This window comes from Streptomyces sp. NPDC093071 (assembly GCF_044754545.1).
Lineage (GTDB): Bacteria > Actinomycetota > Actinomycetes > Streptomycetales > Streptomycetaceae > Streptomyces.
The window spans coordinates 341,846-366,574 of the sequence record NZ_JBIVPH010000002.1 but is presented as its reverse complement, the minus strand read 5'-3'; the positions used below and the strand labels follow the sequence as shown (position 1 = coordinate 366,574).

At 74.7% G+C, this 24,729-nt stretch carries 20 protein-coding genes and 1 pseudogene; 10 read left to right on the top strand and 11 right to left on the bottom strand.

What is annotated here, in order from left to right; all coding sequences use genetic code 11:
- Positions 1-31: 31 nt before the first annotated feature.
- Positions 32-1,429 (bottom strand): MFS transporter, encoded by a 1,398-nt coding sequence (locus ACIQD7_RS07485; RefSeq protein WP_402440376.1) that lies wholly within the window; start codon positions 1,427-1,429, stop codon positions 32-34.
- Between the two features lie 120 nt (positions 1,430-1,549).
- Between ACIQD7_RS07485 and ACIQD7_RS07480 the strand changes: the two are divergent.
- The 4 genes and pseudogenes from ACIQD7_RS07480 (at position 1,550) to ACIQD7_RS07465 (ending at position 4,445) form a co-directional block, all read left to right on the top strand.
- A pseudogene (locus tag ACIQD7_RS07480) lies at positions 1,550-2,467 on the top strand (LysR family transcriptional regulator).
- Positions 2,468-2,551: 84 nt separating this feature from the next.
- The gene (locus ACIQD7_RS07475; protein WP_402440375.1) at positions 2,552-2,824 is read left to right on the top strand and encodes a hypothetical protein; all 273 of its coding nucleotides are present in this window, start codon (positions 2,552-2,554) and stop codon (positions 2,822-2,824) included.
- A gap of 143 nt (positions 2,825-2,967) precedes the next feature.
- The gene (locus ACIQD7_RS07470; protein WP_402440373.1) at positions 2,968-3,987 is read left to right on the top strand and encodes a metallophosphoesterase family protein; all 1,020 of its coding nucleotides are present in this window, start codon (positions 2,968-2,970) and stop codon (positions 3,985-3,987) included.
- A gap of 107 nt (positions 3,988-4,094) precedes the next feature.
- A complete protein-coding gene (locus ACIQD7_RS07465; protein WP_402441368.1) occupies positions 4,095-4,445 on the top strand; it encodes a serine protease inhibitor in 351 nt (116 codons plus the stop codon).
- Here ACIQD7_RS07465 and ACIQD7_RS07460 read toward each other — a convergent pair.
- Complete coding sequence (locus ACIQD7_RS07460; protein ID WP_402440371.1) at positions 4,442-5,098, bottom strand: hypothetical protein; 657 nt, start codon at positions 5,096-5,098, stop codon at positions 4,442-4,444. The two genes, ACIQD7_RS07465 and ACIQD7_RS07460, sit on opposite strands and share 4 nt — an antisense overlap.
- 206 nt (positions 5,099-5,304) lie before the next feature.
- Between ACIQD7_RS07460 and ACIQD7_RS07455 the strand changes: the two genes are divergently transcribed.
- The 3 genes from ACIQD7_RS07455 to ACIQD7_RS07445 are packed head-to-tail and all read left to right on the top strand — an operon-like array spanning position 5,305 to position 9,357.
- A complete protein-coding gene (locus ACIQD7_RS07455; RefSeq protein ID WP_402440369.1) occupies positions 5,305-6,786 on the top strand; it encodes a sugar porter family MFS transporter in 1,482 nt (493 codons plus the stop codon).
- Positions 6,783-8,213 (top strand): glucose-6-phosphate dehydrogenase, encoded by a 1,431-nt coding sequence (gene zwf / locus ACIQD7_RS07450; RefSeq protein WP_121831772.1) that lies wholly within the window; start codon positions 6,783-6,785, stop codon positions 8,211-8,213. The genes ACIQD7_RS07455 and zwf overlap by 4 nt, the downstream gene beginning before the upstream one ends.
- A 52-nt stretch (positions 8,214-8,265) precedes the next feature.
- Complete coding sequence (locus ACIQD7_RS07445; protein WP_402440367.1) at positions 8,266-9,357, top strand: aromatic acid exporter family protein; 1,092 nt, start codon at positions 8,266-8,268, stop codon at positions 9,355-9,357.
- A gap of 30 nt (positions 9,358-9,387) precedes the next feature.
- Here ACIQD7_RS07445 and ACIQD7_RS07440 read toward each other — a convergent pair whose 3' ends face one another.
- The 3 genes from ACIQD7_RS07440 to ACIQD7_RS07430 form a co-directional block, all read right to left on the bottom strand.
- A complete protein-coding gene (locus ACIQD7_RS07440; protein ID WP_402440365.1) occupies positions 9,388-11,778 on the bottom strand; it encodes a SpoIIE family protein phosphatase in 2,391 nt (796 codons plus the stop codon).
- Between the two features lie 176 nt (positions 11,779-11,954).
- On the bottom strand, positions 11,955-13,013 hold the full coding sequence (locus ACIQD7_RS07435) for a hypothetical protein (protein WP_402440363.1): 1,059 nt from the start codon (positions 13,011-13,013) through the stop codon (positions 11,955-11,957).
- On the bottom strand, positions 13,010-13,246 hold the full coding sequence (locus tag ACIQD7_RS07430; RefSeq protein WP_402440361.1) for a hypothetical protein: 237 nt from the start codon (positions 13,244-13,246) through the stop codon (positions 13,010-13,012). Before ACIQD7_RS07430 ends, ACIQD7_RS07435 begins: the two co-directional genes overlap by 4 nt.
- Positions 13,247-13,385: 139 nt before the next feature.
- On the opposite strand from ACIQD7_RS07430, the gene ACIQD7_RS07425 reads away from it, so the two are divergent.
- The gene (locus ACIQD7_RS07425; RefSeq protein ID WP_402440359.1) at positions 13,386-14,258 is read left to right on the top strand and encodes a maleylpyruvate isomerase N-terminal domain-containing protein; all 873 of its coding nucleotides are present in this window, start codon (positions 13,386-13,388) and stop codon (positions 14,256-14,258) included.
- Positions 14,259-14,267: 9 nt separating this feature from the next.
- Here the strand turns inward: ACIQD7_RS07425 and ACIQD7_RS07420 are convergent, their stop codons facing one another.
- Both ACIQD7_RS07420 and ACIQD7_RS07415 read right to left on the bottom strand, forming a co-directional pair.
- Complete coding sequence (locus ACIQD7_RS07420; RefSeq protein ID WP_402440357.1) at positions 14,268-14,747, bottom strand: HIT family protein; 480 nt, start codon at positions 14,745-14,747, stop codon at positions 14,268-14,270.
- 11 nt (positions 14,748-14,758) lie between these two features.
- Positions 14,759-15,436, bottom strand: coding sequence for a VanZ family protein (locus tag ACIQD7_RS07415; protein ID WP_402440355.1), 678 nt, complete (start codon positions 15,434-15,436; stop codon positions 14,759-14,761).
- Positions 15,437-15,617: 181 nt separating this feature from the next.
- On the opposite strand from ACIQD7_RS07415, the gene ACIQD7_RS07410 reads away from it, so the two are divergent.
- Positions 15,618-16,298: a DUF4230 domain-containing protein gene (locus ACIQD7_RS07410; protein WP_402440353.1), complete on the top strand. Its 681-nt coding sequence runs from the start codon at positions 15,618-15,620 to the stop codon at positions 16,296-16,298.
- A 181-nt stretch (positions 16,299-16,479) separates the two neighbouring features.
- Positions 16,480-17,586 (top strand): glutamate--cysteine ligase, encoded by a 1,107-nt coding sequence (locus tag ACIQD7_RS07405; RefSeq protein WP_161373982.1) that lies wholly within the window; start codon positions 16,480-16,482, stop codon positions 17,584-17,586.
- Between the two features lie 82 nt (positions 17,587-17,668).
- On the opposite strand, the gene ACIQD7_RS07400 is transcribed toward ACIQD7_RS07405, so the two are convergent.
- From ACIQD7_RS07400 to ACIQD7_RS07385, 4 genes are all read right to left on the bottom strand, one after another.
- Positions 17,669-17,935: a DUF4235 domain-containing protein gene (locus ACIQD7_RS07400; protein WP_402440351.1), complete on the bottom strand. Its 267-nt coding sequence runs from the start codon at positions 17,933-17,935 to the stop codon at positions 17,669-17,671.
- A 68-nt stretch (positions 17,936-18,003) separates the two neighbouring features.
- Positions 18,004-18,777: a hypothetical protein gene (locus tag ACIQD7_RS07395; RefSeq protein WP_402440349.1), complete on the bottom strand. Its 774-nt coding sequence runs from the start codon at positions 18,775-18,777 to the stop codon at positions 18,004-18,006.
- Positions 18,774-23,132, bottom strand: a complete 4,359-nt coding sequence (locus ACIQD7_RS07390; RefSeq protein WP_402440347.1) for an SNF2-related protein — start codon at positions 23,130-23,132, stop codon at positions 18,774-18,776. Before ACIQD7_RS07390 ends, ACIQD7_RS07395 begins: the two co-directional genes overlap by 4 nt.
- A gap of 129 nt (positions 23,133-23,261) precedes the next feature.
- Entirely contained in the window at positions 23,262-24,497 is a 1,236-nt protein-coding gene (locus tag ACIQD7_RS07385) for an NAD(P)/FAD-dependent oxidoreductase (protein WP_121832539.1), read from the bottom strand.
- Positions 24,498-24,729: the final 232 nt, after the last annotated feature.

The following is a 24,729-nucleotide window of genomic DNA, read 5'->3' as shown; positions in this document are numbered from 1 at the left end:
CACCCCAAACATCCCGCCGGTGTCGCCGGGGTCACCCCACCGGGACCTTCCGCGCCCCGCCGCCGCGCCACCACGCGAGGGCGACGAGGGACCCGGCCAGGACGAGGCCCGCGACGACCCGGAAGCCGAACGACATCGCGGCGGAGAAGACCTCCGAGCCCTGGGAGGACAGGGACGTCCCCATGACGGCGACGCCCAGCGCGCTGCCGATCTCGCGGGTCGCGCCGTTCAGGCCCGAACCGAGACCCGCCCGGTCCTGCGGCAGGGAGGACATGACGGCGGCCGACAGGACGGGCACGCACAGGCCCATGCCCAGGGAGAGGGCCACCAGGCAGAGCGCGTAGAGGACGTACGGGGTGGAGGCGGTGGCGAAGGACATCAGGACGAGCCCGGCGACGATCCCGGCGAGACCGGCGGCGACGACACCGTCGCCGAAGCGGGCGGCCAGCCGGATGCTGTGCCGCGAGGCGACCATCATGCCGACCGCGAGGGGGACGATCGCGCAGCCCGCGACCAGCGGCGAGTACCCCTTGGCGTACTGGAGGTACTGGGCGTTGACGTAGAAGAGGGAGAACAGGCCGAAGAACGCGACCCCGACGCCGAGCGCACCGGCCCGCAGCCTGCGGACGCGGAAGACGCGCGGATCGAGCAGCGGACGCTCCGCGCGCAGCGAGCGCGCCGTGAACAGCGCGAGCAGGGCGGCCGAAAGCAGCAGCCCGCCGATCACCCGCACGGACGCCCAGCCGGACGAGGGCCCCTCGATGATCCCGTACAGCAGGGCTCCGACGCCCGCGACGAGCAGGGCCGAGCCGACCGGGTCCGGGGCGGCGGGCCGCCGCTCGCCGCGCGGCGCGAAGCGGGCGGCCAGCAGGCCGAGGACGGCGGCGAGCGGCGCGACCGCCAGGAACAGGCCCTGCCACGGCAGGTACTGGAGGGCCAGACCCCCGCCGACGTTCCCGACGACACCCGCGATGCCGGTCGCGGCCGTCCAGACGGCGACCGCCTGCGGCCGCCCGGCCGGTTCGGTCACCTCCAGCATCAGCGACAGGGTGGCTGGCATGACGAGCGCCGCCCCGACGCCGGTGACGGCCCGCCCGGCGATCAGGACGGCCGTGCCGGGGGCCGCCGCCGAGACGAGGGCACCGGCCGCGACCAGCGCGAGACCGGTCAGCAGCGCGCCCTTGCGGCCGTACCGGTCGCCGAGCGCGCCGGCGGGGATCAGCAGACAGCCGAACACCAGCACATAGGTGTCGACGATCCACAGCAACTGGCCGGGGGAGGGCGCGAGCGCGCTCGCCGCCAGCTTCGGTATCGCGAGATTGACCGCCGCCACCAGCGACACCACCAGCACGGAGCACGCCGCCATGACGGCGTACACGGCCCGGCGGCCGACGGGATGCGGCGCGGAACGCACTTCGTCCAGGGACATGGGAAGGATCTTTCGTTCGAGGAGAACCGAAGGAGGAGGGGCCGGCCGACCGCACCGCCACGGTAGGGTCGCAGCGGACTTGCCTTCAAATGCAACTTCACGAAGAGATAAGTGCACGCCATGCAACTGAACCTGGACCTGAACCTGCTGGTCGCCCTGGACGCCCTCCTGGAGGAGGGCAGCGTCGGCGGCGCCGCCGACCGGCTCAACCTGTCGTCGCCCGCGATGAGCCGGACCCTCGGCCGCATCCGGCGCGCCCTCGGCGACCCCGTCCTGGTCCGGTCCGGGCGGGCCATGGTCCCCACCCCCCGCGCCCTGGCGGTACGGGCCGAGGTCCACGAACTGGTCGTACGGGCCCGCGCCGTCTTCGCGCCGGCCGGCGAGGTCGACCCGGCCCGCCTCGAACGGGTCTTCACCGTCCAGGCGGACGAGTCCCTCGTCGTCCGCCTCGGCGCGCCGCTCCTGACCCGGATGCGGGCCGAAGCGCCGGGCGTCTCCCTCCGGTTCCTGGGGGAGGGGCCGCAGGACGTGCAGTTCCTCCGCGAGGACCTGGCCGACCTGGAGATCGGCAACATCGCCGGAACCGGCCCCGAGACCCGGATCGAACCGCTCCTGGAGGAGCGCTTCATGGGCGTCGTCCGCGCCGGACACCCGCTCCTGGACGGCGGGGTCACCCTCGCCGGGTTCGCCGCCGCCGACCACCTCAACCACTAGCGCCGGGGCCGGTTCACCGGACCGATCGACACGGCACTGGCCGCACACGGTCTGACGCGAAGGGTCGTGGCCGTCTACCCGACCTTCGCCTCGGCCCTCCTCGCCCTGCTCGACACCGACTTCGTCGGCATCCTCGGGGAACACGTCCACGCGGCCACGGCCCGCCGCTTCGGCCTGGCCACCTTCCCGATCCCCCTCGACCTGCCACCCCTCCGCCTCTCCCTCGCCTGGCACCCCCGCTACGAGGCCGACCCCGCCCACACCTGGCTGCGCGGCCTGGTGACCGAGGTCGTCAGGAGCGAACTGGGCCCCGCCCCCGCCTGAACCCGCCCCGCTCCAACGAGAGTTGGACCCGAGTTAACCCTCCGTCCATTTGGGCCGATCACCCTCCGGCGTACATTTCGGCGCATGGACGTCCCCGTCGCATTCCGCTGGATCTTCGCCGCCCTGGCGGTCCTGCACCTCCTCACCCTCATCCCCGTCATGCGCCGCCTGCGCGCCCCCGAGCCGGGCCCCCGCGCCGAAGCGCGCTTCACCCTCCTCGACGCGGCCTGCAGCCTGACGGCCTTCGCCGGCATCGCCTTCGAGGTCTTCCCCCTCACGCTGTGCGGCCTGACCGCCCTGGCCCTCCTCTACGCGGTGAAGGGAATCCGCTGGTACCGCACCCGCGAACGGGCCTGACCCCCGGAGCGGCCTCCCCGCCTCCCCGCCGCGACGCGTTCACCCCGCCGACACCCGAAGCCGGACGGCGGTCCAACAAGGTCGCGTACACATAACGGGTCCGGTCCGAAGCGCGGCGTCGCCGCAATCGAAAGGAACCCCCTGTGGATCGCAGGTCTCTCCTCACCGCCGCGACGGGAGCGGTGGGCGCGGTCGCCGCCTCCCAGGTGCCGGCGGGCGCGGCGTCCCCCGGGTACGCCGGGCCGGGGCGTCCCGTCGCCGTCTTCAACGTCATCAGCGACATCCAGGGCGACCTCCGGGACCTCGGCACGGCCCTGGAGGACATGAACCGGACCAATCCCCGGAGTTCGGGGCTCGCCGTCGCCGGGGACATCACCCCGCGCGGGTACGACGCCGAGTACGCGGAGGTCGCCGCCGAACTCGCGCGCCACACCCACGCCCGTACCGTCGCCTGGGCCGTGGGCAACCACGAGTTCTACGTCCCCAAGTGGCGCGACCCGTCGACCCTCGCGCAGGACACCTGGCCCAACGGCACCACCGAGGACTCCCTGTTCCGCGGCTTCTACCGCTTCGCCCGGCGCGGCACGGTGTACGCCGAGCACTCCTTCGGCGGCGTTCCCGTCCTAAGCCTCGGCACCGAGAAGTACATGCACTACCACGACCCGAAGCTCTGGGACGAGGTGTGGCTGAGCGAGGCGCAGCTCACCTGGCTCGAACAGCGCCTCGCGTACTGGGCGCGCCGCCGCAAGCCCGTCATGGTCGTCACCCACCACCCCCTGCCGAACACCGTCTCCGGCAGCCACAACCGGCTCTACTCCCGCGACTACCTCCAGGCGGACCGGCTCCTCGGGATCCTCGGCCGCCACCGCGACGTCTTCCTCTTCTGCGGGCACACCCACTGGGACCTCGCCCTGTCGGACTGGTACGTCCGCAGGGTCGTCCCCGGCACCGCCAACCTCGACGGCTTCTCCGTCGTCAACACGGGCGCCGTGCAGACCGGGTACACCAACGACGGCAAGGGCGGCGAGGTCTCCGTCCCCGGCACGTTCAACCAGGGACTCCAGGTCGAGGTCTTCCACGACCGCGTCGTCGTCAAGGCGCGCGACTTCGCCGCCGGCCGCTGGCTGAAGCGGATCACGGTCCCGCTGTCGACGGGCATCTGACGCCCCGGGCCCACCCGGCGCCGCCGCCGGGTCGGCCGTACAGGTGATCGAAAGTCCGTCCGCGGTGACCGCCGGAGCGGCGAATCGTTCTGCCGGACGTGAAGAAGATGCTCCTCGCGGCCCTCGCGGCCGCCTCCGCCACCGCCCTGATCGCCCCGGCCGCCGCCACCGCGGCCCCGGGCACCGCCGACGCCACCGCCACCGTGGTCCCCGCCGCCCCCGACGCGGCCGTCCCGCCCGCCCGCACGACCGACCCCGCCGAGACGAGGACCGAGTGGCCCGAGACCCTCGGGCTGCCGAAGGCCTGGGCCGAGAGGGTGATCCTGCGGGACCGGCCCGACCTGGAGATCGTGCACGTCCCCGAGGGCGCGCTGGTCACCATGGAGTACAACGAGAAGCGCGTGCGGATCGTCCACAACGCCTTCGGCCTCGTCACCCAGGTCCCCGCCGTCGGCTAGAGACCGTCCGGCCAGTCCAGGCACTCCTCGTGGAACCGCCCCGCGAAGGCGTTCCGCGCGTGGGTCCGCATCCGCGGGCCGTACACGGGATCCGCGGCGAGCGAGGAGTAGCCCCCCTCCGCCCGTGCGACGAGGCCCGCCGTCTCCGCCAGGTAGACGTCCAGGCCCGGGTACATCAGCTCGACGCACGGCAGGTCGTCCACGTCGAGCGCGAACACCGGGTACTCGCCGTACGCGTCCGGCTCGCCCGTGGCGAGGACCCGGCGCGAGTCGGAACCGCCCGGGAGCAGGAAGCACTCGCCGAAACGTTCCGACAGCGCCTCGAACGGCGCTCCCCAGCCGTCGCCGAACTCGTCGCGGCCGATCCGCCCCAGCGTCCGGGGGGTGAAGCGCGACTCCCCGTCGAGCCAGCCGAACCGGCGCAGCAGACCGCTGTCGAACGCCAGCCACCGGCGCAGACTGGGCGGCAGCGGACGCCCGCTGGGGAAGACGGCCTTCGCGAGCACGTCGTCGGCCAGCGGCTCGGCCGCCCCCGTCACCCAGGGACCCGCCCACGCGTTGTAGTCCAGCACCGGCCGCCCCGGATCGGCACGCACCGAGGCGATGACGCGGTCGGTCAGCGGAACGCCGTGCTCGGCGGAGGGGTTTCCCATGGCGGATCGTCCTGTTCGCGGGTACGGCCGGCCGGTGCCGGTTCGGCCCCAACCTACGGCCACCCACCGACACGCGACGCGCCTTCCGCGTCACCCGATTGCCCGCACAGATGTCGTCACCGCCACCGCGCGGTGACGATGACCGCATCGGGCATCGAGAAGACGGTCGCCGAGAAGACCGGTCATCGAGGAGACGAGGGCGTCGCATGGTTCAGGGCTTCTCCAGGGAACCGGGGACCCACGGTCCGCTCACCGAAGTCGCGCCGGAGGGCATCCGGAGGATCACCCTCTGGGCGGCCGCCATCGCACTGGGCGGCTTCCTGTTCGGCTTCGACACCGGCGTCGTCTCCGGCGCGCTGCTGTACATCAAGGAGGACTTCGACCTCAACTCCTTCGAGCAGGGCAGCGTGGTCAGCGTCCTGCTCATCGGCGCCGTGGTCGGCGCCACCTCGGCGGGCCGCCTCGCCGACCGGCTCGGCCGGCGCAAGGCCCTGCGCCTCATCGGCGTCGTGTTCGTCGTCGGCACCGCGATCGCCGCCCTGGCGAACGGCTACCTGACGCTCATGGCGGGCCGGATCGTCCTCGGCCTCTCCGTCGGCGCCGCCTCCGCCACGGTGCCGGTCTACCTCTCGGAGATCTCGCCGACGAGGATCCGCGGCCGGCTGCTCACCATGAACCAGCTCATGATCACGATCGGCATCCTCGTCGCGTACCTCGTCAACCTCGCCTTCGCGAGCAGCGAGGCCTGGCGGGCGATGTTCGCCGTCGGCGCGATCCCCGCCCTCCTCATGATCGCCGCCACGCTGTGGCTGCTGCCCGAGTCGCCGCAGTGGCTGATCGCCCACGGCCAGGAGGACGTGGCCCGCCGGGGCATCGCCGACCTGACCGACGAGGCGACCGCCGACGAGCTGATCAGACGGGGCCGGCAGCGCATGGCCGAGGACCGCGAGAAGCAGAGGCGCAACGAGGCGGCGGGCGGAAAGGGAACCCGGCGGCTGCTCGCCCCCGACGTGCGGCCCGCCCTGATCGTCGGACTCACCCTCGCCGCCGTCCAGCAGTTCGCCGGCATCAACACGATCATCTACTACGCGCCAACCATCATCCAGCAGACCGGCCTCGACGCCTCGAACGCCATCCTCTACTCCGTCTTCATCGGCCTCATCAACCTCGTCATGACCCTGGTGGCGATCCGGCTCGTGGACCAAGTGGGACGACGGCCCATGGTCCTCGTCTCGCTCGCCCTGATGACGGCCTCGATCTTCATGCTGGGACTCGCGTTCGTCGTCGGCATGAACTCGGAACTGACCCTGGTGTTCATGGTGATCTACATCGCCGCCTTCGCGGGCGGCCTCGGCCCCGTCTTCTGGACGCTGATCGGCGAGATCTTCCCGCCGTCCGTCCGGGCCGAGGGATCGAGCCTCTCCACCGCCGTCAACTGGGTGTCCAACTTCGTCGTCAGCCTCGCCTTCCTGCCCCTGGCCAACCTCATCGGCCAGGGCGAGACCTTCTGGATCTTCGCGGGGATCTGCCTGTTCGCGTTCCTCTTCGTCGGCCGCTACCTGCCCGAGACCCGCGGCCGCGACCCCGAGCAGATCGAAGAGGCCCTCGACGCCCGCTTCAAGCACGAGCCCGACCACCCGGACCGCCCAGGGAAGACGGCATCCCCGCAGAAAGGACGCTCGCGATGAGCGACACCCTCCTCGGTCCCGACGACCTCGAGACGGCCGACGCCCTCGTCCTCTTCGGCATCACCGGCGACCTCGCCAAGAAGATGCTGCTCCCCGCCCTGTACCGGCTCACCGAGGACGACCGGCTCACCGTCCCCGTCATCGGCGTGGCCGCCGGGGACTGGGACGACGAGGCGCTGCGCCGGCACGCCCGGGAGGCGGTCGCCGCCGCCGTCCCCGACCTCGACGAGGAGGTCTTCGCCCGGCTCGCGGCGAACCTGTCGATCGTCACCGGCGACTTCACCGACAAGGCCACCTTCGAACGGCTCCGCGAGGCCGTCGCCGGACACGGCTTCGTCACCCACTACCTGGCGATCCCGCCCTCCCTGTTCACCACCGTCGCCCGCGCCCTCGCCGAAGCGGGCCTCAACCGCGACGCCCGCCTGGTGGTCGAGAAGCCGTTCGGCCACGACCTGGACTCCGCGCGCACGCTCCAGGAGGAACTGAACGCCTGCTTCGACGACCACCACCTGCTGCGGGTCGACCACTTCCTCGGCAACGCCGCCGTGGAGAGCCTGATGGTCGCCCGCTTCGCCAACACCCTCCTCGCCCCGATCTGGCACCGCGCCTACGTCGACAACGTCCAGATCACCCTCGCCGAGGACTTCGACGTCGCCGACCGCGGCTCCTTCTACGACGCCGTGGGCTGCCTGCGCGACGTCGTCCAGAACCACCTGCTCCAGGTCCTCGCCTTCCTCGCGATGGACCCGCCCAGCGCCTCCAACGCCCGCGCCCAGGGCCTGGAGAAGTGGCGGGTCCTGCACGCCGCCCGCACCATGGAGCCCGCCGCCACCGTCCGCGGCCAGTACGAGGGCTACCTCGGCGTCGAGGGCGTCGAGCCGGACTCCACCACCGAGACGTACTTCGCCACCCGCCTGTTCATCGACAACTGGCGCTGGGCCGGCGTCCCCTTCTACCTGCGCAGCGGCAAGGCGCTGGCCGTCACCGCCACCGAGGTGATCGTCCAGCTCCGCACCCCGCCGCTCGAACTCTTCGGCGGCGACGCGACGGAGACCCCGCCCAACCTCATCCGCTTCCGCATCGACGGCGACACCGGCATCCGGGCCGACCTGATGCTCCGCAAGCCCGAGGAGGGCGTGGAACGCCCGGTGACCGTGCCCATCGGCGTCGACTTCGCGAAGGTCCTCGGGCGGCAGGAACTGCCGTACGAGAACATCCTCCGGGGCGCCGTCGTCGGCGACCCCGAGACCTTCGCCTTCTTCCCCACGATCCTGGAGTGCTGGCGGATCGTCGGGCCCGTCCTCGACCCCGCCGAGCCGCCCCTGCCGTACGCCCCCGGCACCTGGGGCCCGGAAGCCGCCGACCGGCTCCCCGAGCTGACGCACTGGCACCAGCCGGGCCGCCGCCTCTTCGAGGACCTCGGCTGACGGACCGCCACCCCACGGGCGAGGGCGGCGGGAAACGGACGGGAAGGGGACGATGGCCAAGGCCCTGAGGCGCGTGGGGGACAACCTGTGGCCGGTGCTCCAGCAGGCCGTGGCCGCCGCCCTGTCCTGGTGGATCGCGGACGACCTCATCGACCACCACGTCCCCCTGTTCGCCCCGATCGCCACGCTCGTGGCCCTCAACACCCCCCTGGGCGGACGCGGCACCAACACGGTGCGGGTCCTGGTCGGCGTCATCAGCGGCGTCGTCGTCGGCCAGCTCGCCTTCACCCTCCTCGGCCACGGCTCCGTCACCGTCGGCGTCGCCGTGCTGTGCGCGCTCCTTGCCGCGCTCGTCCTCGACGGCCAACGCATCACCATGGCCCAGGCCGCCGTCGGCGCCGTCATCTGCGTCGCCGCCGGACAGCAGGCCGGCACCGACCGCGTCCTGGACGCCCTCGTCGGCGGCGCCGTCGCCCTCGTCTTCAGCCAGCTCCTCTTCCCCGTGCACCCCCTCACCCTGCTGCGGAAGGCCGAGTCCACCACCCTGTCCGGCCTGGCGGACGCCCTCGCCCTCACGGCGCGCGAGATGGACGCCGAGGACGACGAACGGACCGTCCGCACCTGGGACGAGGTCCGCACGGTCTACACGCTCCTCGACGACCTGGGCCGGGCGCGCGCCGACAGCGTCGCCGTCGCCGGCCGCACCCTCCACCGGCGCGGCGGCAGGGAACCCCTCACCCGGGAGACGGCCACCGCGCTGCAACTGGACCTGCTCGGCAACAGCTGCTTCACCCTCGTCCGCCGCGCCCTCGCCCTGGACACCCGGCACCGTCAGGAGTTCGCCCCCACCCTGCGGGCCCTGTCGGGCGCCCTGGACGCGCTCGCGGCGGCGCCCGGCAGCCGCGCGGTCCGCCGGCACGCGACCCGCCGGGCCCTCGACGCCGTCCGGGACGCCCCGGACGCCGGACTCACCTCCACGGTCACCGTGTGGGAGACCGTACGCCTGGTCGCCCAGGACGTCCTGGTCTTCGCGGGCGTCGACGCGGAGGAGGCCGGACGGGCCGTCCACGAGGGCGTCACCGAGGTCGCCGTCCCCGAACCGCCGCACCGCCGCCGCGCCCCGTCGCTCCGGCGCCGCCCGTGACCGGACGGAGGCCGGTGGCCCCCGCCGCTCCTACCGCGTCGGGTCCGTCCCCTCCGGGATCTCCTGCTCCGCCCAGATCGTCTTGCCGTGCCGCGTGTAACGGCAGCCCCACCGGGTGGTGAGCTGCGCGACCAGGTACAGGCCCCGGCCGCCCTCGTCGGTGAGCAGGGCCCGGCGCATCCGGGGCTGGGTGGCGCTCGGGTCGGAGACCTCGCAGACCAGACGGCCCGCCCGGATCAGACGCACCTCCACCGGACCGCCGGCGTACCGGATCGCGTTGGTGACCAGCTCGCTCAGGACGAGCTCGGTGGTGAAGGCCAGCTCCGCCAGGCCCCAGTCGTCCAGCTGCCGCGCCGCCGCCCCGCGCACCTCGGCCACGGCGGCCGGATCGGCGGCCACCGGCCAGACGACGTGGTCGTACGACGGGACCGCGCGGGTACGGGCGAGCAGCAGGGTGATGTCGTCGGTGAGGTGATGGGCGGGGCGGCCGGCGACGATCTCGCGGCCGAGCCGCCGCAGCGGCGTGTCGAAGACGCCCGGCTCCGCGAGACGGCGGGCCAGGTCGGCCATGCCCTCGTCGACGTCGCGCTCCCGGCTCTCGATCAGGCCGTCGGTGTAGAGGGCGAGGATGCTCCCCGGCTCCACGTCGACCTCGGCGATCTCGAAGGGCAGCCCGCTCACGCCCAGCGGAGGCCCGGGGTTCAGCGGGACGAAGGCGACGGTCCCGTCCGGGGCCGCCACGGCCGGCGGCGGATGCCCGGCGGAGGCCATGGCGATCCGCCGGGACACCGGGTCGTAGATCGCGTACAGACAGGTCGCGCCGATCGGATCGGTCCGGGGCCGGGCGGGCCCCGTCGCGTCGTCGGACTCGTCGCTCCCGTCGGTCTCCACGCCCAGCTGGGAGACCAGGTCGTCCAGGTGCACGAGCAGCTCGTCCGGCTCCAGGTCCAGGTCGGCGAGGGTGCGGACCGCGGTCCGCAGCCGGCCCATCATCGCCGTGGCCGAGAGCCCGTGGCCGACGACGTCACCGGCGACCAGGGCGACCCGGGCGGACGAGAGCGGGATGACGTCGAACCAGTCGCCGCCGACCCCGGTGCCCGTGTCGGCGGGCAGATAGACCCCGGCGGTGGTCACGGCGACGTTCTCGGCCTCCGAGGGCGGCAGCAGACTGCGCTGGAGCCCCACCGACGCGCGGTGCTCGCGGGTGTAGCGGCGGGCGTTGTCCAGGGCGAGCGCGGCGTGGCCGGCGATCTCGTGCAGCAGATGCAGGTCGGCCGCCTCGTACGGCGGTTTCCCGGCGTCGCGGTGGACGGTCATGCGCCCGAGGACGCTGCCCCGGGCACGCAGCGCGACGGTCATCGAGGTCAGCGGGTCGGCCGGCTGCGCGGGGGCGTCGGGCCTGGCCAGGACGACGTGGTCGAGGGGGGCCTCCGCCGTCCTGTGCCCGGCCACGGCGGTCCGGCGCAGCGGCATACTGCCGTCCGGGCCGGGAGTGGGCTCCTCGCCGGTGAACACCTCCTCCGCGATCTCCACCACGGCGAGGTCGCCGACCGCGGGCACCAGCGCCGCCGCCAGGTCCTCGGCCGTGCCGACGACCGACAGCGAGCCGCCGACGGCCGCGGTCACGCGGTGCAGCACGGACAGCCGCTCGCTGGTGCGGCGCAGCTCGGTGACGTCCGTGAACAGCGCGGTCACCCCGAACACCTGCCCGTCGGGCGCCTGCAGCCGGAACGCCGAGATGGCCATCACCGCCCCGCCCCCGGGCTCCCGGAGGGTGCGGACCGTCTGCTCCGCCCGCACGAGCGGCAGCCCCGTCCGCAGCACCTCGTGCAGCTGCCGCTCGATGGCCGCCGCGTCCTCCGCGTACAGGAAGTCCATGAGCCGCCGGCCCCGCAGGTCCGGCGCGAGCCCGGTGTACGGGAGGAGGTGGGTGTTGGTCCTGACCAGGCGCAGGTCCAGGTCGAAGACGGCGAGACCGAGCCGGTCCTGGAGGAACAGCTCCGTGGTGAACGCCTGGTCCTGCCGCCAGCGGGCCGCCGTCCCCTCGGGGGCCGCCAGGACGAAGTACCGGGCCGCCCCGGCACACGCGCCGGCGTCCGTGAGCGGCAGGACCTGGAAGTCGACCCTCAGCTCCGCGCCGCCGCCCGTGAGCACCTCGGCCACGCCCGACCAGGCCTCCGGCCTCCCGCCGGGCGGCGGAGAACTCCGGGTGGCCGGGTCCTTGAGCAGGTCCCCGATGTGCCGCCCGCAGGCCCGGTCGGCGGACAGCGAGAGCAGCTCCTCCGCCGCGCGGGTCCATCCGATGATCCGGCCCCCGGCGTCGAGCAGCGCGCCCGCGGCCTCACCGGCGAAGGGCAGCCCCCGGTACTCCGGTGCGAAGGGCGGGATCTCGTCGTCCACCTCGTGCTCTGCCTCCCTCACGCGGCACGGCACCCGCCGCGCGGGCTCACCCCGAGCGTTTCCGCCATGCCGCCACGGGCCCCCTGCTGCGCGGGGCCGGACCTCCATCATCCCTCCGCGCGCCCCGCCCGCCAGTCGACCGGACCCGTCCGGCGGACCGGGCACCGGGGCTCGGGGCCCGCCCGGCGGACCGGTCCCTAGTCGCCGCCGCCCCCGCCTCCGCCGTCACCGCCGCCGTCGCTCCCGCCGGAGTCCCCGCCGCTGCCGCCGTCCGATCCCCAGCCGTCGTTGCCGCCGGGTTCGTTGTCCTCGCGCCCGCCGCCGAGGTTGCTGTACCAGGGGCGGTCCCAGCACGCGTCGACGACGATCGGCTCGGCCCCGTCCGATGCGGCCGGCCGCGACCGGAAACGGGCCGTGCCCGTGGTGTCCCCGAGGCCGAAGGCGGTGGCGAAGAGATGCGCCACGGCGGCGTCCAGCGGGTCGGAGGTCTCGTACCGCACCGGGGCGAGCGGCAGCAGGAGCGTGCCCGGTGCGAGCACCGGCCGGGACGGCGGCCGGGTCAGCAGGGCGACGCGCCGCCCGTCGCGCAGCAGCCGGGAACCGCCCGAGCCCTCGCGCCGCAGCTCCCAGTGCTGTCCGGGCAGCCACGCCTCCACCGAGCTCCTGGACTTGCGCAGCTTCTTGGTGAGGACGAGCCTCGCCTCGGCGTCGCCGACGGTCAGGGACAGGCCCTTGGACGGGTCGGGGGAGTCGGCCCGGAAGCCCCCGGGCGCCCGGAGCCGTACGACGGGGGCGTGCGCGCCGAACACGTCCACGCGCACCAGGCGCCGGTCCACGGCGACGACGACCGGCCCGGCGGGCCCCTCCGCGTACCGCCGCGCCATCCACAGCGGCACGTCCTCGGCCCGGGCCCGGGCCGCCAGCTCGGCCACCCGCTCCGGCCCGCCGCACCGCCGTACCGCCAGCCCGCCCAGGGCACGGGCGAACTCGGCGGCCCGGCGCACCTTCACCGGCGTGCTGGTCCCGGTGACACGGGTCACCGGCACTATCCCCGGCCCCTCCGGCAGCCCGTCCAGCGGGCGTTCCGCACCGCCGCCCCCGAGCCACCGGCCGCGCAGGAAGGCCTCGGCCGTCGCGGCGAGGTTCAGCTCCTCCAGGGGAGTCGTCCTGCCGCCCCTGCGCAGACCGTCCCCGGACAGCCCGACGACCCGTGCCAGCGGATTCCACGACTGCTCGTCATAGAGCGCCTCGCTCACGACAACCCCCCGTACGTCCGTTGTCCGACCGAGGCTACCGGCCGGGGTACCGGCGACTGGAGGCGCTTCGAGCTGCGCGGGGTCTTGGCGTGGTAGCCGTTGCCGTCGAGCCGGGAGACGCCGCCGACGTCGCCGACGGTGGGTCCGTTCTGCGCCGCGACACCGGTCAGCGGCAGGACGTCCACGCCCTGGCGGGAGCGCGCCGTGCCGTCACCCGACCTGTCCGAGGACAACAGGGGGTGGCGCGCGGTAGCCCAGCACCGTCCGCACGGAGCCGGAGCAGTCCAGTCGTCCTCCTCGCTCCCGGAGGGCTGTCGCAGCCGTGCTACCCGGCGGTAATCTGCGGCTCCGTACGCGACTTGGGGGAGTGGTATGGGCACCGTCACGACGTTCGATCCCGTCACCGAGCACGAGAGGGCCCGCGCCGCGCTGGCCGCCGCGATCCCGCGCCTGGTCGGGCTGCTCCGCGCCGTGCCCGACCCGGACGTGGGATCGGGCGTCCCCGTCTGGTCGGTCGGCGACGTCGGCACGCACCTGGCGGCCGTCTACCTCGCGTACACCGCCCTCGTCTCGCCCGAAACGGCAACGGAGTGGAAGGACGTTCTGGCGTCCGCCGAGGGGGCGCTCGCCGGGGGTACGTTCGTCGAGCGGATCACGGCCATGAACGCCCGCTCCGTCACCCTGTTCGGCCGTGAGGAGCGCGCCGGGACGGCCGACTTCGTCGCGGAGCGGGGCGAGACGTTCCTGCGCGTCACCGAGGGCCTCGCCCTGGACACCCCCGTCTCCGCGCCCTGGTACGGGGACGTGCCGGTCACCCTGGCCACGGTGACCGGCCTGATGCTCAGCGAGACCCTCGTGCACGGACTGGACATCGCGCGCGGCGCCCGCCTCCCCTGGTCGATCGGCCGGGACGAGGCCCGGCTCGTCCTGGGGCAGTCGATGCCGACGATGATGGCGGCGGCCCTGGACCCGGTGAAGGCGCGGGGCGTGCGCATCGCCTTCGACCTCGCGATCGAGGGGGGTCCGCGCCTCGCGGTCGTCGTCGACGACGGGACGGCGACGGTGACCCGCGACGCCCCGCCGCGCGCCTACGACTGCCGGATCGTCGCGGATCCGGTCACCTTCCTCCTGGTCTCCTTCCGGCGCACGCCGGTCTGGAAGGCGGTCGCGAGGGGGCGGATGCGGGCCGGTGGCCGCAGGCCGTGGCTGGCCGCGCGGCTCGGCCGGCTCGTCGCCGGCCCCTGACCCCGGCCGTCAGACCGCCGCCCGCAGCCGGTCCAGCTCGCCGCCGATCGCCTCCCGCAGCACGTCGTGCCGGGGACCGAGCCGGAACCGCTCCTCGCTCCACCGGCCGGGCGGGTACAGCCACACCGGCTTGCCCGCCAAGCCGGCCGGTTCCCACGCGAACCGCGGCCACACATGGGCGTGCAGGAACGGATCGGTGTTCCCCAGGATCTCCAGGTTGACCCGGCGGAAAGCCGGATCCAGCCGCAAGCAGACCCGCTCGACGGCCTCACCGAGCCGATCCATCTCGGTGAGGAACGCCAGCCGCTTCGCCCTCGGCAGTTCGGACAGCCGCCGGACCCCCGGATCGTCCACCAGGAGCACCGAGTAGCCCGGCAGGAACTGCACGTCGCCGATCACCGCGAATGACGCGTCGAGCCGCCGCAGCACCGTCGGGTTCTCGCCCCGCAGCGCGGCCCCGATCCGGTCCGCCCGCCAGTCGTCCGTCATGCCGGGGGAGCCTACCGGTCGGTGGCCAGGACCTGTTCGGACCCCTTCTGCCGGGCGGGGCGCCGCTGCCACCACCGGCGCCGGACCCGCGGGTGCACCGCGCGGCCCAGACGCCGTCCGACGAGCAGATAGCCGAGCAGCGCGCCGGTGGTGTTGAGCAGGACGTCGTCGATGTCGAAGGCGCGTCCCGTGATGAGGGCGCCCTGCACCAGCTCGACGAGCAGCATCGTCACGATCGTGAGCAGGGCCACCCGCACCAGCCCGCGCGTCTTCCGAGAGAACAGCGGCAGCAGCACGCCGAACGGCACGCCGAGCAGCACGTTGCCGCCGAGCTGCTTCACCGTCTCCAAGAACGCCGGCTGCTCCAGGTACGCGCGGATGGAACTGCCCGGCGTCAGATTGCTGTGCGTGAGGGGCACGGACGCCGGCGACGCGTTCAGGGTGAGCTTGGCCAGGACGATCGCGAACGCCACCATGCCCACGAGGGCGACCAGCGCCACCAGCGCCCGGACCGCCCGGCCGGGCCCCCGCCGCTCCTCCGCCTCCGCCTCGCGGACCGGCCCGCGCGGCTCCTCGGCCTCGCGGAGGGCCTCGCGGGGCGGCTCTGGCGGCGGCACGGGTGCGGCGGGCACGGAACCGCCCGCCTTGGTCGCCACGGCGCCGTCCGCGCTCCGGTCACGTCTCCACATCCTCATGTTCCGCCCCCATCGTCGGCCTCTCCGAGGGAAAGCGGCTACCCGGGAAGCGGCGCCGCAACCCACGCGCGCCGGGGCCGGCACGACAACGGCCACAGCCGCCCCGTACACCCCAACGAGCCGTGAACCGGGGCGGGTTCCGCATGGGCGGAGGCGCAGCGGGCACGAGACGCGCATGGAACAAGACACGGAGAGCAGACCCTCGCGCGAGCCCCGGCGGTCCGGACGCGCCACCCGCGGGTGGCCCCTCGCCGCCGTGCTCCTCACCCTCATCCTGGTGCTGGTCCTGCTGGGCCGGTTCTTCCAGCCACCCGGCCTGGGCGACCTGTTCGGGAGCAACACCAAGGACCGCACCGGCCCCGCCGTCCTGAAGTCGATCCAGGACATGAACCGCCACGAGGGTGCCGCCGGCGCCTACCAGGTCGTGGTCGACCTGGAGAAGGACGCCCGGTTCCTGCCCGACGCGATCCGCGGCACCCGCACGCTGTACGTCGCCAGCGGCAGCGTCAGCGCCTACGTCGACTTCTCGGGCCTCGGCGAGAACGCCGTCACCGTCGACGAGGAACGCACCACCGCCACCCTCCGGCTGCCGCACGCGCGACTGGACCGGCCGTTCCTCGACCCCGAGCGCTCCTACACGGTGTCCAAGCAACGCGGCCTCCTCGACCGGCTCGGCGACCTCTTCTCCGACAACCCGGCGGGCGAGCAGGCCGTCAACGTCCTCGCCGCCCGGCACATCGGCGACGCCGCGAAGGAGAGCGACCTCACCACCCGGGCGGAACGCAACACCACCGCCATGCTCCAGGGCCTCCTGCGCGCCCTCGGCTTCGAGAAGGTCACCGTCACCTACGGCTGAGCCGGCCCGGACTCCGTCCCGTAACCGCGGAGTTGAAAACTCCTGCTGAGAGGGGTGGTCCCAGGTGCGTCACGGACGCGGAAGCGGGCATACGCGGGAGAGAGAGTTCCCGTCTCGCACCGCTCACGGCCCCTTCCGGCGGCCGGCGGCGCGGGACGTTCACCGATGTAGGGGAGAGTCGATGCGCACGGTAGGAGTCGAAGAAGAGCTGATGCTCGTCAACGCCAGGACGGGCGAGCCGTTCGCCGTGTCGTCGGCGGTCCTGGCGTCGGCGGCCCTGCGCGGCGACGAGGCGGGGGAGGTCTTCGAGAAGGAGCTGCACCAGGAGCAGCTGGAGTTCTCCACCCAGCCGCTGACGGACATGGCGGAGATGCGGAAGGAGATCGTACGGTGGCGGGGCGAGGCCCTGCGCTACGCCCGGGAGTCCGACGCGGTCGTCGCCGCCCTCGCCACCTCGCCCGTCCCCGTCGAGCCATCCCGCCACCGGGGCGAGAGGTACCGGTGGATGGCCGAGCAGTTCGCCCTCACCACCAAGGAACAGCTGACGTGCGGCTGCCACGTCCACGTCGCCGTCGACTCCGACGAGGAGGGCGTCGCCGTCCTCGACCGGATCCGGCCCTGGCTCTACCTCCTGAACGCGCTCAGCGCGAACTCCCCCTTCTGGCAGGGGGAGGACAGCGGATACAGCAGCTACCGCAGCCGGGTCTGGAACCGCTGGCCGTCCGCCGGCCCGTACGAGCTGTTCGGCAGCCCGGACGTGTACCACCAGCAGGTCGAGGCCATGGTGGAGACCGGCGTCCTGCGCGACCCCGGCATGATCTACTTCGACGCCCGCCTCTCCGCGAACTACCCGACCGTGGAGATCCGGGTCGCCGACGTCTGTCTGGAGGCCGACACCACCGTCCTCATCGCGACCCTCGCGCGGGGGCTCGTGGAGACCGCCGCCCGCGCCTGGCGCAAGGGCGAGCCCCCGGCGCCCGTCTCCGCCGGACTCCTGCGGCTCGCGTCCTGGCGCGCCGCCCGGTCCGGCCTCCGGGGGCCGCTCCTCCACCCCCTCACCCTGAAGGAGACCTCCGTCGAGGCGGCGTACGAAGCCCTCCTCGACCACGTCGAGGAGGCCCTCGCGGACACCGGCGACCTCGACGACGCGCGGAAGGGGATCGCCGCCCACCTGGCCCACGGCGGCGGGGCGGACCGCCAGCGCGCCCTGCGCGACGAGGGCCTCGACCTCCACGAGGTCGTGAAGGCCTGCGCCCGGATCACCACCGCCACCGAGGAGACCGAGTAGGTAGATGGAAGGGCCCGAACGGACCGGAGCGCCGCCCCCGTGGAAAAGGGGCGGCGCTCCGGTTCGTCCGTGCGGTACGGAATCAGGCGGGCCAGCTGCCCGTCACCCGGCGCACCGCCGTGGCCCCGCCCCGGTCGACGGCGGCCTTCACCAGGGCGAAGATCGCGCCGTGCAGCGCCGCGGCGAGCAGGACCTCGCCCCAGCCACGGTGCTCGTCGGTGGCGTCGGGGGTGTCGTCGTCGTGCCCCAGGATCTGCCACGTCTTCTTGAACGCGGCTCCCGCGAGCACACCGGTCCCGGCGCTCACGGCGAGCGAGAGCGGCTTGAACACGAGACGTGACGGTTTCATGGTGGTTTTTCCTTTCCTCCGGTCACTGCCCCGGCTACCCCGGCGGCCGGTCCACATGCGCCCCGCGATCAGCGCCGCTGCCGCAGGGCGAGACGGGCGGCCCGGTACGCGCGGGCGGGGTCCCCGTGCGGTCCGGCGACCGGCTGCCAGGTGCCGTGGAGGTCGGCGTACGGATACCAGCGCCCGTCCGGGCCGTGGCGCAGCTGCACCCCGGCGGGCGGGTCGGTGAGCCGGTCGCGGTGGCGTTCGAGCGGGGCGCCGGGGGAGGGGCGCAGCGGCCGGATCGCGGCCTCCGCCGCGGCGAGCGCGGCCGGATGGGCGGGCCGGGGGGAGAGGCAGGCGGCGGCACCGTGCGGACCGCCGTGGTGGTAGGCGGCGGTGAGGTGCCGCATCCGGAGCGGCGTGAGGCCGAGGTGGGCGGCCGCGGTCTCCAGGTGGTCGCCGCCGGCGCCGACGGTGAAGCGGACGATGTCGGCGACGGTGTCGTGGGCCTCGGGGACGTGGCCCTGGAGGAGTGCGGCGGCGCGCCGGGCGGCGTCCCGGACGAGCGCGCGCAGGACGGCGAGCTCCGGCAGCGGGGCGGGCGGTTCGGCGGTGACCGCGTCGAGGACCGGCACGGCTCCGTGGAGGTCGAGCGGCGGGAGCGGCGGCAGGGCCCCGGTCCGTACGCCCTGGGTGGGAAGGACCGGCGCCCCGGCGGCCTCGGCCGGGGTTGCCCCCGGGACTGTACGGGCGTCGGTCGCGGTGCCTCCCTCCGGGGCCTCCACGGGAGGGCGCGTACGAGAGGGATGTTCGGCGGTGGCGGTGGTGGTGGCGCGCCGACGGGGCGGGATCGTGGTCATCCGGGTGCTCCCAGGCGGACGAGTTCCGCGAGTTCGTGGTCGGTGAGGCGGGCGAACCCGGTGCCGCCGGAGGCCAGGACCGTGTTCTGCAGGGTGCGCTTGTGGGCGAGGAGCTGGTCGATCCGGTCCTCGATCGTGCCCCGGGTGACGAGCCGGTGGACGGTGACGGTCCGCCGCTGGCCGATCCGGTGGGCGCGGTCGGACGCCTGGTCCTCGACCGCCGCGTTCCAGCTGCGGTCGAAGTGGACGACGTGGCTGGCCCGGGTCAGGTTCAGGCCGGTGCCCCCGGCCCGGAGGGAGAGGACGAGCAGGGGCGTCCCGCCGCGCTGGAAGGCGTCCACGACCTCCTGCCGCCGCCCGGCGTCCAGACCGCCGTGCAGGGACAGCGGGCGGTGCCCCAGGTGCGTGAGGTGCTCCTCCAGGAGCCGGCCCATGGCGACGTAGCTCGTGAAGACGAGGGCGGCCTCGCCGCGCCGGGCGATCGTCCCGGTGAGTTCGGCGAGCGCCTCCAGCTTGGCCGACCGCCGGCCGAACCGCCGTACCTGCGCCAGGCCGGGATGCGCCTCCCGGAGGTAGTGGGCGGGGTGGTTGGTGATCTGCTTGAGCGCGGTGATCAGCTTCAGGACCAGACCGGAGCGGGTGGCGGCGGAGGACCCGGCGATCTGGTCCATCGTCTCCCGCACGACGGCCTCGTACAGGGCGACCTGCTCGGGCGTGAGCTCGACGATTCTACGCGTCTCGACCTTGGCGGGCAGCTCGGGCGCGATGCCCGGGTCGCTCTTGGTGCGGCGCAGCACGAACGGCGCGACCAGCCGGGCGAGCGCCTGGGCGGCGGGCCCGCCGGGCTCGCGCTCGGCGGCGGTCGCGTAGCGGGCCCGGAACGCCTTCAGCGTGCCGAACAGGCCCGGGTTGGCCCAGTCGATCAGCGACCACAGCTCGGAGAGGTTGTTCTCCACGGGCGTTCCGGTCAGGGCGAGCCGGGCCGTGGAGGTGAGCGCGCGCAGGGCCCCGGCCGTCGCCGACGCGTGGTTCTTGGTGTGCTGCGCCTCGTCGGCGACGACCAGGTCCCAGGCGGTGGAGGCGAGTTCCGCGTCCCGCCGCAGCACGCCGTAGGTGGTGAGGACGACCGTGCGCCCGCCGACGGGGTCCAGGCTCCGGCCGGCGCCGTGGTAGCGGACCACGTCCAGGTGCGGGGCGAACCGGTCGATCTCCCGCTGCCAGTTGGTGACCAGGGAGGACGGGCACACCACCAGGACGGGACCGTCGTGCCCGGTCTCGTGGCGGTGCAGGACGTACGCGATGGCGGTGAGGGTCTTGCCGAGGCCCATGTCGTCGGCGAGCACGGCGCCGAACCCCGCGCCGCCGGTGTGGGCGAGCCAGGCCAGGGCGCGTTCCTGGTAGCCGCGCAGCACGGCCCGCAGCCGGGCCGGAACGGCGACGGGGGAGACGTGCTCGCCCCGGCGCAGCGCGGCGACGACCCCGGCGAGGTCCCCCGCCGCCCGGCAGGCGACCTGCCGGCCGTCGACGCCCACGGTGCCGGTGAGCGCGGCGGCGAGCGCGTCGATCCCGGCCAGCCGGCCGATCTCCCGGCGGCGCGCGCGGGCGCGCACGGTGGGATCGAGCAGCACCCACCGGCCGCGCACCCGGACCAGGGGGCGGGCGGCCTCGGCGAGCGCGTCCATCTCGGCCTCGCTCAGCGTGTCGTCGCCGAGCGCGACCTGCCACCGGAAGTCCAGCAGGGCCCGCAGGTCGAACCGGGGCGCCCCGGCGCCCCCGGCGTCCGTCGCGGTGCCGACGACCGCGTACGAGGTGAGCCCCCGGCGCAGGCGGTCCGGCCAGCGCAGCCGCATCCCGGCGGCGGCCAACTCCTCCTCCGCCCGCAGGAGCCGGGTGGTCCCCGTCGCGTCCACGGTGAACGCCTCGGGCCGCGAGGCCAGTCCCGCGAGGCCGGGGCACAGCCGGTCCAGCCGCTCCAGGAGGCGCCCGACCCGCTCCCGCGACCGGTTCCGGTCGACACCCCGGAGGAAGGCGCGCCCCGACCACAGCGGACCGGCCGCGACCTCGCCCCCCTCCCGTCCGGGCCCGGCGTCGATCAGGAGGCGCCCCGTCAGACGCCCGTCCAGGGCCTCGCGTTCGGAGGGCTCCCGCATCTCCAGGACGAGGCCGGGCGGCGGGCCGTCGTCCAGCCGGTCCTCGACCGCGTCGAGCCAGGGCCGCACCGCCCCGGCCACGGCGTCCGGAACACGGCCCCCGGCGGGGCCCGTGAACGGGCCGGAGCCGAACATGACCGCCGCGGGTGTCCGCACCAGGCCGTCGGCCACGGCGTCCAGGAAGACCAGGACCGCCTCCCGCGCGGGCAGGGCCTCCTCCCGCGCCGACGGGGCGGACCCGCCGCCGGTGACGGCGTGGGCGTGCGGCGACATGTGGTGCGCCAGCTCGTCCACGGCCTGTAAGGCGGCATCCGGAAGGGGGCCGACCCGCCACCGGCCGACCCCGTCCGGGCCGAGCGCCGGACGGACGAGCCCGGCGGCCACGAGCCGTACGCCCAGGCGCGCCGCCTGCTCCCACTCCACGGCCGTCGGGTGCCACGCGGCGAACCGGGACCGGCCGAGCAGGAGCGGCACGGCCTCGGCGAGGGGCAGCCGCCAGCCGGTCACCTCCACGGGCCCGTCGGCCGCCGGCACGACGAGCCGGCGGACGGTCGCGGCGAGCGGCGCGGGCAGCGGCACCTCGGGCATCGGCGCGCCGTCCGCCCGGTACAGCAGCATCCCGGCCACCGGCTCGCCGCCGGTCGGCGGGACGAGGGAGAGCGCGCACCCGGCCGCGAGCGCCTCACCGGCCACGGCACCGGCCGACAGCCCCTGCCCCGGCGGCTCCGGCACGTCCGGCGGCGCGGGGTTCTCCGTGCGCGGCGCGGGCAGGACGACCGCCGGCCGCGCGGGCCGGGGCCTCGGGATCACGACGGGCACGGCGGGACGCGGCGGTACCGGAGGCGCGGACCGCTCCGACCGTACGAGCTGCTCCTCCCGTACGGGCTGCTCCTGCCGTACGGATTGCTCCGGCCGTACGGACCGCCCCTCCCGTACGGGCCGTTCCGGCCGCCTGGCGGTCTCCGCCTCCAGCCGGGCCAGTTCCTCGATCAGGGCCGCGGCCGCCTCCCGGCGCGCGTCCCCCTTCACGCGCGCCGTGCCCGTCGCCCGTACCGTCGTGCCCGTCGCCACGTGCCGGCAGGTGTACGCGCAGACGATGCGCCTGGGCGAGGAGGTGACGGTCGGCTCCGGCTTCGTGATCACCTCCAGCTGGGTGTACTTGTTCAGGTACTTCACCGGATCCGCGCCCCGCGGAACCGGCTGGATCCGGGGCGGGGCCTTCCGCGGCTTCTCCTCGACCAGGTCCCGGGGCTCGGGCAGCCCGCACAGCAGGGCGAGGAGGGCGACCGCGGCGCCGTGCAGGGACGTGCGCCGGTCGTCGGAGACCCGCTCGGGGCCCGTAAGGACCCGGCCGTCGGCCTCCTCCCAGCTCCACGCCGAGGCGAAGCCCCCGGGGCGCTCCACCGTCGTGTGACGGAGTCCGGCCCGGCAGGCCTCGGCCCGCCACTGGAGCAGGGTCGCCGCCGACGGCGGCATCCGCGCCGTGTGGTCGAGGGCGAGCAGCCGGACCTCCTGCCAGCCGGGGGCCGTCGTGCCGAAGAGCAGCCGCAGGGCGTCGCGGTGCCGCAGCCGCGAGGCGGTCGCCCGCCGCACGAGTTCGGCGTGGAGCTCCTCGCCCGGCTCCGCCGCGCTTTCGAGGCGCGTGCCCAGGAGCGAGTCGAACAGCTCCGCCGTCATCCCCGGAAGCCGCAGCCGCTCCGTCCCGACGCCGGCCAGGGCCCGGAGCACGGCGTCGGCCGCCGCCCGGCGGGCCGACCCCGCGGAAGGGGCCGTGCGGACGGGCCCGTTCGCGACCGCGTCGGCCGGACCGATCCGGAGCTCCGCCCGGTGGAGGGTCTCCCCGTCCGGCAGCGGCTCCGAGGACTCCGCGTACGCGGGCGGCGCCCACGCCTCCAACTGCGCGTGCAGGGCCAGCACCTGCTGCGGCACCTCCGGACGCTCCCCCAGGGCCGCGACCGCGCGCCTCCGGGCGGGAAGCCACCCGGGGTGGTCGTCCGTCAGGAGGAGCAGGGCCCGGAGGTCCCGCGCGCTCAGCCCGCCCGCGAGCGCCAGCTCCTCCGCCTCCGCCGCGAGGCGCGGATCGAACCCGCCGAACGCGACGACGTCCCGGGCCCGTTCGTGCCACGGCGCTCGGGAACCGTCGGGCGGAAATGAGGAGGGGGGTGAGGAGGAGCCGACACCGGCCGTCCGGGACTGCGTACCCAACAAGAGACTCCCTGCACAGTGCGTGACGCGACGAACACGTAAAGGATACGAACCGTCACCCCCGGCTCGCTCCGATACGGCACTCGAAAAGCGCCAACCCTCGGTGCGGGTCAAGCCATGGGGCGCGCGTCACAGGTCGGCCAGGACCTCCCGGGCCGTGCGGGTGCCGGAGGCCAGGGCGCCCTGGACCGAGCCCGTCGCCCGGTGGTCCCCGCACACGTACCGGCCGGGGGAGACGCGGCCGGTGCGGGAGAGGGGGAGGGGCGGCGGCATGGCCGGGAGGGCGTCGCGCACCACGACGCGGTGCACCGGCTCCCAGGCCCCGGCGTCCGTGCCGTAGACCTCGGAGAGGGCGGCGAGGACCGCCCCCTCCCGCTCCGCGTCCGGGTCCCCGAGGACGGAGGTCGATACCAGCGCCCGGCCGTCCGCGGAGAAGCCGCGGTGCACCTCGGTCAGGACGCAGGTGTTGAGGAAGCGGCGCCGCGCGTCGACCACCAGGGTCGGCTCGGACAGCGGAGAGCGTTCCGCCGCGTGGTACAGGGTCGTGACGACGCGTCCGTCCGGCACGTCCGGGCCGGGGAGCAGCCGGGCGGCGTCGCGCGGACCGGTGGCGACCACGACCGCGCGGGCGGACACCTCGCCGCCCCCGGCCAGGGCCACGCCCCGGTCGGTGAGCGACGCGACCGGCTCCCCGGTGCGCAGCACGCCGCCGGGCAGACCGGACGCCAACTGCGCGGGTACGGCCCCGATGCCGTCGGCCGGCAGGCACAGGGTGCCGCGCAGCATGGTGCGCCAGACCAGGTGGAAGAAGCGGGCGGAGGTCTCCAGCTCGTCCTCCAGGAAGACCCCCGACAGGAACGGCCGGAAGAAGGTCTCCACCAGTTCCGCCGAAATCCCGGCGTCGGCCAGGGCGGTGAGGGTGGTGGCGTCGGGCCGGTTCCGCAGGTACCGGACCGGTGCCAGGACGTCCCTCGCCGACAGCACGCCCAGGGCGGCCAGGTCCCGGGCCGAGGCCAGCCGGCCGGGCAGCAGGTCCCGGCCCTCGCGGGGCCGCCGGGTGGGGTCGACGAAGCGGCGGAACCCGTCGTCGGTGTGCACGAGCACGCCCGGCGTGAACGGCCTCAGCCGCAGGGCCCGCAGATCCAGCCGCCTCTTCACCTGCGGATAGGAGGTGTTGAACACCTGGAAGCCGCGGTCGACGGTGAAGCCCGCGACCCGGTCGGTCCGCATCCGGCCGCCCACGGCGTCCGAGGCCTCCAGCAGCCTCACCCGGAGCCCGCCCGCGACCAGATCGGCCGCACAGGCCAGACCGGCCGCCCCCGCGCCGACGACCACCGCGTCCACGTTCTCGTCCCTCTGCCCCATGAACGTCGTCACTCCTCAACGGACCGCCGGACTCCGGCCCGCCACGTTACGGCGGACCCCCGGCCGGGGACGGGAGGGCGCGCCGCTCTTCCGGGGACCCGCCCCCCTCACCGAATCGCCCGGCGCCGCACGGGGATGGTCCGGCGTTCCCGGGGCACGCGTACTCCCGTGCCCGCGCACGGACGGGGCCCGGAGCGTACGGCCGCCGGGTCCGGCGCGTACCGGCGGGCGA

Coding starts and splice junctions, on each gene's coding strand:
- ACIQD7_RS07485 (WP_402440376.1), bottom strand. CDS start 1,429: ATGTCCCTGGACGAAGTGCGTTCCGCGCCGCATCCCGTCGGCCGCCGG.
- ACIQD7_RS07475 (WP_402440375.1), top strand. CDS start 2,552: ATGGACGTCCCCGTCGCATTCCGCTGGATCTTCGCCGCCCTGGCGGTC.
- ACIQD7_RS07465 (WP_402441368.1), top strand. CDS start 4,095: ATGCTCCTCGCGGCCCTCGCGGCCGCCTCCGCCACCGCCCTGATCGCC.
- ACIQD7_RS07460 (WP_402440371.1), bottom strand. CDS start 5,098: ATGGGAAACCCCTCCGCCGAGCACGGCGTTCCGCTGACCGACCGCGTC.
- ACIQD7_RS07455 (WP_402440369.1), top strand. CDS start 5,305: ATGGTTCAGGGCTTCTCCAGGGAACCGGGGACCCACGGTCCGCTCACC.
- zwf (WP_121831772.1), top strand. CDS start 6,783: ATGAGCGACACCCTCCTCGGTCCCGACGACCTCGAGACGGCCGACGCC.
- ACIQD7_RS07445 (WP_402440367.1), top strand. CDS start 8,266: ATGGCCAAGGCCCTGAGGCGCGTGGGGGACAACCTGTGGCCGGTGCTC.
- ACIQD7_RS07425 (WP_402440359.1), top strand. CDS start 13,386: ATGGGCACCGTCACGACGTTCGATCCCGTCACCGAGCACGAGAGGGCC.
- ACIQD7_RS07420 (WP_402440357.1), bottom strand. CDS start 14,747: ATGACGGACGACTGGCGGGCGGACCGGATCGGGGCCGCGCTGCGGGGC.
- ACIQD7_RS07415 (WP_402440355.1), bottom strand. CDS start 15,436: ATGTGGAGACGTGACCGGAGCGCGGACGGCGCCGTGGCGACCAAGGCG.
- ACIQD7_RS07410 (WP_402440353.1), top strand. CDS start 15,618: ATGGAACAAGACACGGAGAGCAGACCCTCGCGCGAGCCCCGGCGGTCC.
- ACIQD7_RS07405 (WP_161373982.1), top strand. CDS start 16,480: ATGCGCACGGTAGGAGTCGAAGAAGAGCTGATGCTCGTCAACGCCAGG.
- ACIQD7_RS07400 (WP_402440351.1), bottom strand. CDS start 17,935: ATGAAACCGTCACGTCTCGTGTTCAAGCCGCTCTCGCTCGCCGTGAGC.
- ACIQD7_RS07395 (WP_402440349.1), bottom strand. CDS start 18,777: ATGACCACGATCCCGCCCCGTCGGCGCGCCACCACCACCGCCACCGCC.
- ACIQD7_RS07385 (WP_121832539.1), bottom strand. CDS start 24,497: ATGGGGCAGAGGGACGAGAACGTGGACGCGGTGGTCGTCGGCGCGGGG.